This window comes from Paracoccus haematequi (genome assembly GCF_900631945.1).
In the GTDB taxonomy this organism is placed as follows: Bacteria; Pseudomonadota; Alphaproteobacteria; order Rhodobacterales; family Rhodobacteraceae; genus Paracoccus; species Paracoccus haematequi_A.
In genome coordinates this window covers 1-12,480 of the sequence record NZ_UZWE01000035.1, presented here as the reverse complement: position 1 = coordinate 12,480, position 12,480 = coordinate 1, and the positions used below count along the sequence as shown (strand labels likewise).

Below are 12,480 nucleotides of genomic sequence, written 5' to 3'. Positions count from 1 at the left end.
TTCCGACAGGAGGGTGCCGCGATGACCGCGCGCGCCCCGGCCGCATCGCGCCCGCGTCTGATCCTGGGCTCGGCCAGTCCGCGCCGCCTGGATCTTCTGGCGCAGATCGGCATCGTTCCCGATGACATTCGCAGCGCCGATATCGATGAAACCCCGATCAAGGGCGAAATGGCGCGCGATTACGTGCGACGGATCGCCCTGGCCAAGGCCCAGGCCTTCGATCTTGGCCCTGGCGAGGTTCTGCTGTGTGCCGATACCACCGTCGCGGTGGGTCGCCGAATCCTCGGCAAGCCCGAATCCCGCGATCAGGCCGCCGCGTTCATGCGCCTGATGTCGGGGCGGCGCCACCGCGTCCTGACCGCTGTCGCCTTGCGATACGGCGATACGACGCGCGATCGCCTGGTGGAAACCACCGTGCGGATGCGCCCGATCGGCGCCGCCGAATTGCAAGCCTATCTCGATATCGGCGACTGGCAGGGAAAGGCGGGCGGCTATGCGATCCAGGGGGCGGCCGCCGCCTTCATTCCCTGGATCCAGGGGTCGTTCTCATCCGTCGTCGGCCTGCCCCTGTCCGAGACCGCCGCCATGCTGGCCGCCTGTGGCATAACCATGAAGGAAGCCCGCCCATGAAGGGACGTCAGGTCATCCTGGGCCAGTTGTTCGGGGCCGAGGCCGCCGCCCTGATCGAGGACGGCGTTCTGACCGACCTGCTGGTCGATGCCAATCTGCTGGCCCCGCTGGTGCCCGGCGACATCTGCCGGGGCGTGGTCGAACGCCTGATGAAGGGGCAGGGCGGCGTCTTCATGCGCCTGCCCGAGGGTCAGCGCGGCTATCTGCGCGACCGATCCGGCCTGCGCGAAGGCCAGTCCCTGCTGGTCCAGGTGACGGGCGTGGCGGACGAGGGCAAGGCGATCCCCGTCACCTCGCGCATCGTGTTCCGGGGCCGGCATGTGCTGGTGACGCCCGGCGCGCCCGGCATCAACGTCTCTCGCCGCATCCGCGATGCGGATCTGCGCGCGGACCTGACCGCGCTCGGCGACGGCGCCGCCCCGCCCGACGGAACCGGCATCATCTTCCGCAGCCTCTGCGCCCAGGCCCCGGGCAAGGAGATCGCCGAGGAACTGCGCAGCCTTCTGGACCTGTCCGCCAAGGTCGCGGGCGAACAGGCGGGGGCGCCCGAACTGCTGCTGGGTGCGGCTTCGCCGCACGAGCAGGCCTGGATGGATTGGGCCGACCCCGAACCCGACATGGTCGAGGAGGGCGAGGGCAGCTTCGACCGCTGCGGCGTGCTGGAGGCGGTGGATGCCCTGCTGTCGCCCGACGTGCCCCTGCCCGGCGGCGGGGCGCTGGCGGTGATCGAGCCGACCCGCGCCCTGCTGGCCATCGACGTGAACACCGGCCAGGACGGCAGCCCCGCCGCCGCGCTGAAGGCCAATATCGCCCTGGCCCGCGACCTGCCGCGCCAGTTGCGCCTGCGAGGCTTGGGCGGGCAGGTGGTCGTCGATTTCGCCCCGATCCCCAAGCGCGACCGCGCCACGCTGGACCAGGTGCTGCGCGCCGCCTTCAAGGGCGAAAGCGCCGAAACATCGCTGATCGGCTGGACCACCATGGGCCTTTACGAGATCAACCGCAAACGCGACCGCATCCCGCTGCACCGCCTGGCACGGAGGCGCGGCTGATGGCCTGCCCGATCTGCGACAAGCCCGGCGTCCCTGCTTATCGCCCGTTCTGTTCGAAACGCTGTGCCGATGTCGACCTGGCCCGCTGGCTGCGCGGCGCCTATGTCATCCCCGGCCAGCCGCAGGACGATCTGTCCTCGGATCAGGGCGCGGACGAAAAAAACCACGCCGAGGGGCTGGACAGCCGCCCCAAGCGCCCGTAAACACCGCCCACACCACGCGCCAAACGGCGCGCCAAGTGCCCGGATAGCTCAGTTGGTAGAGCAGCGGATTGAAAATCCGCGTGTCGGTGGTTCGAATCCGCCTCCGGGCACCATAAAACTTCCAGAAAATACAAGTAAGTATTGGTGTTGGCTCCCCTAGATGCAGGAGGAGCGTCATTTCTGGGCTACGTCTGGGCTACATAATGTTCTTGGTAGGCGAAGTAACGACCTATGCCGACAAGCCGGGTTGTCTCGCATCCCATCCCATGAACATCTTTCGAGTGACCGCCGTATATCCTGAGTAGCTGTCCCTATCCAACGAGACTCAGGAGCGATATACATGACCGCATCATCCACGGCTGTTTACTTGTCCGTCGGTCAGGTAGCCGAACGCTACGGCGTTTCGACTGACAGCATCTGGCGCTGGAAGCGCGACGGCGAATTTCCTGCGCCAGTGCGTGTCGGTCCTAACTGCACCCGTTGGCGCATGTCTGATCTCATTGAGCATGAGAGCCAGCTACAGGCGTGCTTTGTGTTCAGCGTCGGCTTGAGCATGGCAGCCTAAGGTTGATGTCGAGAAGTCAGCCACTCCGGTTCAGGGAATGGCTGACCTCTCCATGCCGGGCGACTCATCCCGCGTCCTGGAACTCGCGCAATGCCCGCACAGAACTTGGGATGACCCTGAGGTCTCTGTGTCGGTGATCATCCCGATGAGCTCGATCCATGCCTTCTCGTTCATCGTCAGCTGCCCCTATGATCGAGTCGGCCAAGAAGAGAGAGATCCAAGACCTGTTCTACTTGCCGAAGATCCCGCGCAGCATCGCCCGCGACCGTGCGGTCAGCCTGGGGTCAGTGTTGTCAGATGCATCACGGATCTCGCTCAGCCAGCCACGTTCGTTTTCGGTGGCCGGCGTGCCGAAGATCTCGGTGATCGCCTTCGCCGCCGTTGCCCCCACCGCCTGATCGAGAGTCAGACGCATCAGGTAAGCCGGATCGACCTCCAAGGCCTTCGCAAGCGAAGGCACACGGTCCAGGGGCACCTTGTTACGCCCGTTCTTCAGGAAGGTCATCATGTTCGCATTCGCGAAACCTGCTTCGCTGGCGATCTCCGCCTGGGTCTTGCGATGCGACAGGTCACGGATGCGGCCGGCGATCAGCTTGGCGGTTTCGGTGTTCTGGTAGGGATTGGTCATGCGCAGTCTCATCTGGTTGTTTACATGACCTACCTACCTGAGAGCACCTGTGCGGTCGGGTGGGGACTCGCATGATGCAGCATGAGGTTTGCGAGGGACCGAAGTCTTAGAAGAAACAGCTAAAGTCGATGGGGGTGCCTCCATCCCCAGCCGGATCGGGGCGCCCGAACCCTCCGCCTTCCTGCCAAGTAACACGTGGTGGGATTTAAGAAGGACATGATGCCTCTTCCGTGGGCGGAAACTCGGCGCCAATCAGCTTCGATATCCAGAAATGCATCTGGATTCGGCTCCTCCCGCTCGGCGCGGCGGCAGCGGATCCCCATATGCCATTGGTAACCTTGAGCTATTGGGATGAATAATGTTGACTCAAAACCGCCTGCGCCAGGTGCTTAACTACGACCCCGAGACAGGAGTCTTCACATTCGCCAAGGGACGGCGAAAAGGAAGAACTGCTGGCACCGTCCATGATAGCCGCGGCTTTCTGAAAGTGTCCATCGACCGCCAGAGCCATCTGCTGCACCGGCTGGCCTGGCTCTGGATGACCGGTGTAATGCCGCGCTGGAACGTCGAGCACATCAATGGCGATCATGGCGACAACCGCTGGGCAAACCTGCGCGAGGGTGAGCGTAGCCAGAAGAGGCAATACCGCGCACCTCGGCGCCAGACGACGACCTGCATGGACGTCTGGAAGGTGGGCACATCCTTTGAAGCGATGGTCGCCGTGCAGGGCGTCACGATCAACCTCGGCGCATTTGAAACCATGGACGAGGCGGCCGCTGCCATTACTCGTCTGCAGCGCCGCGCCCGGGAAAGACAAGCTACACAGCGTCGCTTGTCTGCGTAGGCGAGTTAACATGGCCGCGGAAAAAGTTACCTTCCGACGGCTAACTCTCTCCACAAGGGTAAGATTTCCCGTAATTTTGGCTGCATTTGTTAATTGTCCAGCTGCCGTGTGGAAAGATCTGCATGTCACGAGGTGCTGAAAGTTAACACGACTTGCACAGAATACCCTTGGTTTTGCTGAACCTGTGGGCCGGACTTAACGCAGATGCGACATTTCGGACCTGAGAAACAGGTTTTTGCGGTGAGCCGAACCGCGTGATGAGCTGTGGTGCGGACAAGATGCGGATCGAAATCGGCTTTCAGGGAAACGTCCAAACCACATCCAGTCTTGTCGTAAAGAATGGTGCGGACGATGGGATCCAAGCCGCTCATCATGCATGGCAAGGCCTCTAGGCGATGGCGACCGCAGTCTCATCGAGCGATGCACTGCCTTGGCCGCAGAAGACCTGGTTCAATAAGATCAGTCATAGGGGGCAATGACCATTATCGTATATCCTGGAGCTCGGTCCATACAGCGCCTGCGTCGGACCGCCGCTACACCACGAACCCTGCAGCAGATGCACCTCAGCTGTCGTGGCAGTGAGCCTTTAATCGGATCTGTTCGACTACACTACGATGGCTGACTCTGAATGGCCTGATGTCCTCGCCTTCAGGATCGAAAGCGTGGAGGACAGCAAGGCGCCTGGTGTCATTTGCGTGCGTCGGGTTGCCCCCGACGTCCTCCACATTAGGGCCGGTGGCTTTGAGCCCAACAGAGACATTCAGGCAAGCCGCAGCATGGTAGCGCGGATTGGGTGTGCAGCGGGCGGCTCGGCCCAAAGCGGCCAGTCCGGAGAGCGGTGGCGCCACAGCTTGGCTTCCCGAAACCAGCCGCTCATGCTCACCGTAGCGAGATTGCCAGGGGAATGTCGCTGATGGGGCGAAGCAAGCTTCGGTCAAAATCAGGAGCCATCTCCACATAGCAGGGGTTCCCTGCGTTGGACCCAGTAGATAGGCTTCTAAGATGCCGAACATGATCTGCCAGCAGGCCGCTCCCTCTCCCCGCCACATCGCCGCCGGTCTGGGCGACGCGTCTCGCCAGGAAATCTGTGGCCTCTTGGCTCTCCTGAACGCCGCCCGGCTTTCGAAAATTGTAGGCGCCATGGGCGAGGCCGCCCGGCGAAAGCTTGTCTCTGACGACAAGCAGGGCGCTGATCGTGTGACCGCCTTCGCCAAGGACCTGATGGACGGGCCGCTTTCGACGGATGCGCTGCGGGCAGGGCTGTGGTTCGCCGTAAAGCAGGGCCTGGGGCTGCAGGATCTGTATCCTCTTTCATCCCGAGCCTTGAAGGAGGAAACCGCCGCCATCGCCGTCCGCGCCTCTGAAATCCTCGCCCCCGCCGTGGCCAACGCGCAGCAGGCAAGGACGGACGCCGAGCTGTCGTTTATGGGTCGGTCGGGACGGCTGCTGCTGCGCCGTGCGACGGGCGCCCGCAGGCGCGCGCGGGCGGCTGTGACTTTCCCAGATGTCATCGCACATGAGATGATGGTCATGATGGAGGGCCTTGCGGCGGCAAGCGTCCGGGGTGAGTTGGACCCAGAGGTTGGGGCGGCCATTCGCAAAGGGCAGCAAGCAATCTCGGCTACGGTCCTTGCCGGCGGCGGATGGGCCGCAATGGCCAGCGCGATTGGATCGGTGGGCTTTGCGCCCTATATCGCCGCTGCCAAGCTGTCTGCCGTGATCCCTTTCGTTGCCGGACCGACGCTCACATCGCTACTGTTCGTGATGATTAATCCCGTGACAGTCATCGCCGGCAGCGCGGCCCTTGGCTATTTGGCAATCAGCGGCCGGGCCAGCGCCGCCCGCGGGGTTGCCGCCGCGAGGGTCGCGATCCTTTTGGCAGTGCGCGGTCAGGGTGCGGATAACGGGATGGCCGCGCTCTTAGACGCGTTTCGAGGGCTTCACCGAATGCCGGACACCGAGTTGCGTCATCTCAACGGCAAGCAGCGCAAGGCAGTTCGCGGCCTAGCCGAGACAATCAGCGCTGCTATGTCTACGAGCATTCCTCCCACATCAGCGGAGGCGCCCGGTCTCTGGGGTGCGCGCATCGCTGTCGAGAAAAGCACCGACCGCCAAGACACCGCTCTGGTTGCAGGTCTGACTGCGGGCGACATGCTCTATCACGCGGCCGCGGTCGATCCGGCAGTGCTGGCTGCCGTTGATTTCTCGCGAGTGACCGAGTTCGACACGCCGCTAGATGTTGCGGTTCATGTCGAGAACTTCGCCTCTCAGGGTGCCCGGGTTGCGCTGCGGGGCTACAGCGCCGAGCAGCTGGTCATGGCGCAGCTGATCGAAGAGGGTCACGACGTAGTCTTGCCCGAGAGTGCCACAATGCCTGGTTACGACCTGATCGTTGACGGCGTTCCGGTCCAAGTCAAATGCGGCACCAGCATCTCGTTGCTGCAAGACCATTTCGCAAAATACCCCGACGTTCCGGTCATCGCCGATACTGATCTGGCCGCACAGGCCCGAGCGTTGGATGAGCCTTGGGCGCCAATGGTGACGACCGCAAGCGGCTTCGACCTCGATCATGTCCAGAGCCTCGTGGACCGATCGCTTGAGGCAGCCGCCGGATTGGCGGAAGTGCCTGTGCCGCTCTATGCGACGATCATCGGTGGGGTTCGCGCAGCCCACAAGGCGTGGACAGGACAGATCCCGGTTGAGGATTTGCCCGCATGGCTAGTCATCGACCTGACCATCCGTGGCGGTCTGGCCGGCGCAGGACAGGCCGGGGGGGCGATCCTGGGCCTGGTGGTCTTGGGCCCTGCGGGCGCGCTGATCCTTGGGCCTGTAGCCGGGGTTGTGGCGTTGCTAGGAACGGGACGCGCGCATGATCTTCTCGACCGGGGGATCAGGGGTGAATGGCGGGCAAAGGTCCTTGAGGTAGCGCGCGAACTGCACACAGCCCTGCTGACGGCTGCGGAGCGTCAGATCACGGCCTTGACGCTCCGCTTGGAACGGCTCCGCACGGCCGGAAGCGCGCTGCCGCATGAGCTGTTCACCTGGCTCGAGGCGCGCATGGCAGACGATCTGATCGCCGCAGTCGAAGCGCGTGACCGGATCCCGTCGCCATCGACTCTGCGGGCGGCGATGGAGCTGCTTGTGAAGGCCTCGGCTACCGACATGGTCGATCCCGACCCTGCAGAATGCGCTCTGCATTCTCGCCCCCACGGTCCGGCGCATAGGTGAAGACCACACCAGGCGGATCTCCCCCGCCCCATGAGCGGTCATCGCGCGCCAGGGCCCAGAGATAGCCCGTCTTCGTCCGCCCCCGGCCGGGGTCGAGCACAGGGGCCGGTGTCTCGTCCATGAACAGTTTGGTCGACGTCTTCAGGTGCTCGGCCAGTCGATCGACCACCGGACCGAGGTGGAAGGCGGCGCTGCCGACCCAATCGGCCAGCGTGCTGCGATGCAGCTCGACCCCGGCCCGGGCGAGGATCTGGCTCTGGCGATACAATGGCAGATGGTCCGCGTATTTGCTGACCAGGACATATGCGAGGGCGCCCTCGGTGGGCAGGCCGCCCTCGATCAGGTGTGCGGGCGCCGGTGCCTGAGACACCCCCTCGCCACACCGGCGGCACGCATATTTGGGCCGGACGGTGACGATGACCCGCAGCTGTGCCGGCACGATGTCCAGCCGCTCGGTCCGGTCTTCGCCGATACGGTGCATCTCACCGCAGCCACACGGACAGAGCAGGCTGTCCGGTTCGATGACCTGCTCGACGCGCGGCAGGCTTTCCGGAAGATGCCCGCGATTGCGGCGGGCAGCCCGGCGCGAAGGCGTGCAGGGCCGAGCCTCCGCATCCTGCCGGGTCTCGGCCTCGGCAACGGCAGCTTCGAGATCCTCGAAAGCCAGCTGGCGCTCGTCGTCGTTCAGCTTCTCCGAGCGTTTGCCATGCACGACCTGGTTCAGCTCAGCGATCAGATGCTCCAGCCGCCGGTTGCTTTCCCGCAACGCATCCCGTTCGCGCAGCACCGCCAGCACAGCTGCATGCTGGCTTTCGGGGATGACAGAGAGGTCGATGGACGGGACTGCAGACATGTCGCGATCATAGCCCGGTCAACCTGATATTGCTCGTCTTTTCTGTGGTTTAAGTCATTCCGCAAGGTCCGGCTTCGGAATCTCCAGAGGCCGGACCCGCCGCCAGTCGAGGCCAGCAAAAAGCGCCTCGAACTGTATTCGGCTCAAGGTCAGGGCGCCGTCCCGGACAGCGGGCCAGGTGAAGCTGTCGGCCTCGAGGCGCTTGTAAGCCATCACCAGGCCGCTGCCGTCCCAGAACAGGATCTTCAGCCGGTCGGCGCGCTTCGAGCGGAACACGAAGATCGTGCCGGTGAAGGGGTCTTCCGCCAGCATCGACTGCGCCAGCGCCGCTAACCCGTCATGCCCCTTCCTGAAGTCCACCGGCTTGGTCGCCACCAGGATCCGCATGCCCTGAGACGGCATCAGCATCCGGCGGCTCCAAGAGCACGAACGATCTCGGCCAGCCGAACCGCAGGCGTGTCCGCGGCCAGCTCGAGCCTCACCTCGCCGATTACGATCCGGATCTGCTCTTCAGCCGGCCGCCTGTCGCAGGAAGGGGGTGCTGGCGCCGGATCGCAAACCACCAGCGGCGCAAAAACCGGCGCGTCAGGTGCTATAGCTGGCAGCACCAGCTTGCCCTGCTTGGCCAACCGCCGCCACGCAGACAGCTGGTTCGGCTGCACGTCATAGCGATCCGCCACCGCGTTCACCGTGGCACCCGGCTCCAGTGTGTCGGCGACAACCCGAGCCTTCACCTCATCCGGCCACCGGCGATGGCCGGAGGCATATATCTCGACACCCAAGGAAGTGAGAAACGAAGTCTTGGCACACATTGCGAAACGCAGTCCCCATCAACCGATGGAAAGGACTTCGCAGCAGCGCGTCAGCCAAGCAACGTGGGGTTCAAACGCCGCTTACGGAACACCCAGACCTTCATCGCTGCCCTGCGCCATGACCGGCTGGATGCGCCCTGGGTGATCAATGGTGCCATGAACCGCGAACTGTTCGAACTCTATGTCGAAACCCAACTGGCACCGACACTGCGACCCGGCGATGTGATCATTCTGGACAACCTGTCATCGCATAAGAGCCCCAAGGCAGCGGCGACCATGAACGCCGTTGGCGCGTGGTTCTTGTTCTTGCCTCCCTACAGTCCGGATCTGAACCCGATCGAGATGGCCTTCGCAAAGCTCAAGGCCCTGATCCGGAGAGCCGCCGCGCGAACCTACGAGGCTCTCTGGCACGCTGTCGGGCAGGTCTGCGATCTTTTCACCGATGAGGAATGCTACAATTTCTTCAAAGCCGCCGGATATGAAACCGATTAAACGCAACGCGCTCTAGCGGGCGCGACAGGATTCAGTCTGGAAGACTGGGTGTCTTGAGTGGCCCATAACCTTCAGAGAAAGGCTGCGGCAAGAAGGTTGGCGTGGCTCCAGCGCTCTGCGTATCCCCGACAACATCACCATCGTGACGCTCCCGCCCTATGCGCCAGAGCTGAACCCGGTCGAGACCATCTGGGCCTACTTGCGGGCAAACCGCCTCGCCTTCTCCGTCTTCGACACTTACGACGCCATCGTTGACCGATGCTGCGAAGCCTGGAACGACTTTGCAAACGACCTCGAGTGCGTCCGATCAATTGCTACACGTGCAAAAGCCGTCAATGCTTAGGGCCGTTGGTATTAGTTGGCGGCCGTCTTGACGCCGGTTAATGCTCCCCCGCTGGGCGGCCGCGCGTGACGACCGGTTCACTCTCACCTAATTGCTGCCATCCTGATTTCGTATAGAGCCCGCAGAGCATCATAGATTCGCCCACGCTCGACAGCCAGCCCGAACTCCCGTATCCGATGAAGCGGAGACGGCCATCACCGCGCTAATCAACAGCACCATGCCGGGCGCCCAGGTTGCGGCAATCAACGCTGTCGCGGAAACGGGCGAGATTGACCAGCGTGTCATCGAGCGCCTAGCGCAGCAGTCTGGGCAGGAACCGGCGAAGATCGCCCAACAGGTGCAGCAAGTCTATGACGGCTTCCACGGCGCTATCAGCAGCCGCCTAGAGGGCGCTGGGGTCCATGACCTTGAGCTGTTCGATGAGTTCGTGGGCAGCGACCAGCGCCTGCACCGGGACATGCAAAAGGCCGTTCGTGACCTGATGATGCACAATGACGCATCGGGCTTTGACCGGCTGGCGACCAGCTACCGCGAAGCCTTGGACCAGATCGACCCTGAGGCCGTGGCCGAGGCGCTGGCCGCGGCAGGCATCCGGCATCGGCGCGACGGGGGCGGCATCCTGATGACCCTTCCGGGGCACGGGGAGGTGACTTATCGGGCAGCCATGAAGGCCGGGCTTATCAAGGTGAGCCGGGTGTGAGTCGGCAGGGGATGGCGTGATGCTGTCCCCTCAAAAACCTGGGCAGAATGAGGCAGGCAGCATGGCAGAGAATTTCCGCTAACTACTTGTTTTGTAATGATTTTGATAGACTGGTGGAGCCGAGGGGAGGCGAACCTGAGCAGGCATAACCCACTAAAACCCTTGAATAACTGCGTTTTTCGATGCATTCGTGTGGGGTAAGCGTGTGGGGGATGGCCTGTGGCAGACTATGTCAATCAACGGAGACGGGGCTGGTATTTTGAGATTGAGGTGCCTGAGAAGTTAAGGCCCTATTACGACGGCAAGAAGCGCATCGTGCAGTCTCTCAGGACCGACAGCCGTTCGACTGCCGTGATCAGGGCCAAGCCGCTGGCAGCCAAATATAAAGCTGAGTTCGAGGCATATCGGACAGGGACTTCGCCGCTCAGCGCAGATTTCATGGCAACCGTTCTGGAATGGCGTCAAGACTATCAGAAGGCCGCAGCCGACCCAGAACTCCGCATGGACTATGATGATATTCTTGCGGAACAGGCCGCCAAGCTGGCTCGCGTCAATCCCAACCATGCTGCGGCGCTTCCTGGCCTCGTCCGATCAGAGTTCATCCTGACCACCGAGCATCTGGACGCATTCGTGAATGTTCAGAAGCAAAGGGTGGAAGTCAAAACGGCTGATATGCGGCGTTCGGACGTCCTAGAGTTCGCCAAGAGCTTCCCCACGACAGACAAGATCACGCAGAAGGCGGTCAAGCGTTGGATTGTGGAGCTCGAGGGACGGGGCGTGCAGCACGCTACCATAAAGCGGAAGCTCACAGCCCTTCGGACATACTGGCAGTTCATGCAGGATGCCGAACTCATGGAGCGCGAAGACAACCCCTTCCTGAACGTGCTCTCAGGTGACCGCAAGAAACGCGCTAAGACAGATAGCACAGGCAGTTGGGAGCCCTTCACCGATGCTCAGGTTCTGGGGCTGCTGAGGGCGGCAGAGAGCAAGCGCAAGCCGGACCATCAGCTTGCGGACCTCATTCGCCTGGGTATGTGGACCGGCTGTCGGATTGAGGAATTGTGCAGCCTCAGGGTTTCCGATGTTTACGAGGGCTATATCCAGATCGTGGAGGCCAAGACCCGCAAGGGAGAACGGGAAGTGCCAATCCATGCGGAACTGGCACCGACGCTGGCGCGGCTAGTCCAGCAGAGCAGCGATGGCTATGTGCTCTCGGGCCTTGATACCGAAAACAAGTATGGGAGCCGGTCCAGTGCCATTGGCAAGCGCTTTGGGAAGCTCAAGATTGCCGAAGGCTTTGGTCCAAAGCATGTCTTCCACAGCATCCGAAAGACCGTGGTCACGATCCTAGAAAACGCTGAGGTTTCTGAGGGCATCGTCGCTGACATTGTGGGGCACGAGAAGCAGACAATGACCTATGGCGTCTACTCTGGCGGAACCTCTCTGCCGCGCAAAGCTGAAGCACTCAGCAAACTGCGGTATGCGGGGTGGACCGGCGCGGATGCTCACCCTTCTATCCCAAGGGCTGCTTGATGTAACGCTCCTGCTTCTTCTTAACCAGGGATGGACAGAGCAACTGACAAAGGCGGAGGAGAGGCTCAAAGCGCCTTCTTAAAACACGCAAAGCCATAATGAAGAACAATAACAGCGTATTAATAACCGACCTTTTTGAAGTCGTATTTGCTGACCCATGACCCCCTCTTACGGGTCCCTTCTAATTTCAAAAGGGGCAACTTGCCGCCCGGCGTCATACCTATTCCAAAGATTGCGCCACCGCTGCTGCTGACCTGCCAATAGGTCCTGCCCCTGTGACTCTGTCAGGGTTTGTCAATTTGAGCTGTCAATGGAGTGGGTTTCGCCATTTGGCAGTCCGTCGCTCCGAACGTCTTACATCTTATTGGCAGGAGATCGACCATGACGGCAATCGTCGGATATGCCCGGACCAGCACGCTTGAGCAGGTGGCAGGCTTTGAGGCCCAGCTTCGGGAACTGACTGCGGCAGGCTGCACTAAGCTCTTCCAGGAACAGGTGAGTTCGGTCGTAACCGCCCGGTTGCCACCGCCTGCCTGAGCGTGGGGTGATCGGCTAAGACACGTGCATAGCGACGTCGTTAACGACGTATCTTATGCGGGG

Annotated in this window: 14 protein-coding genes, 1 tRNA gene and 1 pseudogene; 12 read left to right on the top strand and 4 right to left on the bottom strand. The window is 62.1% G+C overall.

Annotated elements, in window-relative coordinates; all coding sequences use genetic code 11:
- The first annotated feature begins 21 nt into the window (after positions 1-21).
- The 5 genes from PARHAE_RS12385 (at position 22) to PARHAE_RS12365 (ending at position 2,447) form a co-directional block, all read left to right on the top strand.
- Entirely contained in the window at positions 22-630 is a 609-nt protein-coding gene (locus PARHAE_RS12385) for a Maf family protein (RefSeq protein ID WP_126154924.1), read from the top strand.
- Complete coding sequence (locus PARHAE_RS12380) at positions 627-1,679, top strand: ribonuclease E/G (RefSeq protein ID WP_126154923.1); 1,053 nt, start codon at positions 627-629, stop codon at positions 1,677-1,679. The genes PARHAE_RS12385 and PARHAE_RS12380 overlap by 4 nt, the downstream gene beginning before the upstream one ends.
- On the top strand, positions 1,679-1,882 hold the full coding sequence (locus PARHAE_RS12375; RefSeq protein WP_126154922.1) for a DNA gyrase inhibitor YacG: 204 nt from the start codon (positions 1,679-1,681) through the stop codon (positions 1,880-1,882). The genes PARHAE_RS12380 and PARHAE_RS12375 overlap by 1 nt, the downstream gene beginning before the upstream one ends.
- A 37-nt stretch (positions 1,883-1,919) precedes the next feature.
- A tRNA-Phe gene (locus tag PARHAE_RS12370) sits at positions 1,920-1,995 on the top strand.
- A gap of 227 nt (positions 1,996-2,222) precedes the next feature.
- The gene (locus PARHAE_RS12365) at positions 2,223-2,447 is read left to right on the top strand and encodes a helix-turn-helix transcriptional regulator (RefSeq protein WP_126154921.1); all 225 of its coding nucleotides are present in this window, start codon (positions 2,223-2,225) and stop codon (positions 2,445-2,447) included.
- Positions 2,448-2,676: 229 nt separating this feature from the next.
- Here PARHAE_RS12365 and PARHAE_RS12360 read toward each other — a convergent pair whose 3' ends face one another.
- Positions 2,677-3,075, bottom strand: coding sequence for a helix-turn-helix domain-containing protein (locus PARHAE_RS12360; RefSeq protein ID WP_126154920.1), 399 nt, complete (start codon positions 3,073-3,075; stop codon positions 2,677-2,679).
- A 358-nt stretch (positions 3,076-3,433) separates the two neighbouring features.
- Between PARHAE_RS12360 and PARHAE_RS12355 the strand changes: the two genes are divergently transcribed.
- Both PARHAE_RS12355 and PARHAE_RS12350 read left to right on the top strand, forming a co-directional pair.
- A complete protein-coding gene (locus PARHAE_RS12355) occupies positions 3,434-3,919 on the top strand; it encodes an HNH endonuclease (RefSeq protein ID WP_126154919.1) in 486 nt (161 codons plus the stop codon).
- 1,002 nt (positions 3,920-4,921) lie between these two features.
- Positions 4,922-7,147 (top strand): hypothetical protein, encoded by a 2,226-nt coding sequence (locus PARHAE_RS12350; RefSeq protein WP_126154918.1) that lies wholly within the window; start codon positions 4,922-4,924, stop codon positions 7,145-7,147.
- Here the strand turns inward: PARHAE_RS12350 and tnpC are convergent.
- From tnpC to tnpA, 3 genes and pseudogenes are all read right to left on the bottom strand, one after another.
- Positions 7,095-8,000, bottom strand: a pseudogene (gene tnpC / locus PARHAE_RS12345) (IS66 family transposase); the annotation flags it as partial. The gene PARHAE_RS12350 and the pseudogene tnpC sit on opposite strands and share 53 nt — an antisense overlap.
- Positions 8,001-8,054: 54 nt before the next feature.
- Entirely contained in the window at positions 8,055-8,387 is a 333-nt protein-coding gene (gene tnpB, locus PARHAE_RS12340) for an IS66 family insertion sequence element accessory protein TnpB (protein WP_206436943.1), read from the bottom strand.
- A gap of 14 nt (positions 8,388-8,401) precedes the next feature.
- A complete protein-coding gene (gene tnpA, locus PARHAE_RS12335) occupies positions 8,402-8,734 on the bottom strand; it encodes an IS66-like element accessory protein TnpA (RefSeq protein ID WP_241232796.1) in 333 nt (110 codons plus the stop codon).
- An 18-nt stretch (positions 8,735-8,752) separates the two neighbouring features.
- Here tnpA and PARHAE_RS12330 point away from each other — a divergent pair, with 18 nt between their 5' ends.
- The 5 genes from PARHAE_RS12330 to PARHAE_RS12310 all read left to right on the top strand — a co-directional run bounded on the left by PARHAE_RS12330 (position 8,753) and on the right by PARHAE_RS12310 (position 12,417).
- On the top strand, positions 8,753-9,304 hold the full coding sequence (locus tag PARHAE_RS12330) for an IS630 family transposase (protein ID WP_277600677.1): 552 nt from the start codon (positions 8,753-8,755) through the stop codon (positions 9,302-9,304).
- 64 nt (positions 9,305-9,368) lie between these two features.
- A complete protein-coding gene (locus PARHAE_RS22130) occupies positions 9,369-9,647 on the top strand; it encodes a transposase (protein ID WP_126154944.1) in 279 nt (92 codons plus the stop codon).
- A gap of 217 nt (positions 9,648-9,864) precedes the next feature.
- Positions 9,865-10,347, top strand: a complete 483-nt coding sequence (locus PARHAE_RS12320; RefSeq protein ID WP_126154916.1) for a hypothetical protein — start codon at positions 9,865-9,867, stop codon at positions 10,345-10,347.
- Between the two features lie 219 nt (positions 10,348-10,566).
- Positions 10,567-11,880 carry a tyrosine-type recombinase/integrase gene (locus PARHAE_RS12315; protein WP_126154915.1) on the top strand — a complete coding sequence of 438 codons (1,314 nt, stop codon included), beginning with the start codon at positions 10,567-10,569 and terminating at the stop codon, positions 11,878-11,880.
- Positions 11,881-12,261: 381 nt separating this feature from the next.
- Positions 12,262-12,417, top strand: a complete 156-nt coding sequence (locus tag PARHAE_RS12310; RefSeq protein ID WP_420899405.1) for a recombinase family protein — start codon at positions 12,262-12,264, stop codon at positions 12,415-12,417.
- Positions 12,418-12,480 lie beyond the last annotated feature (63 nt).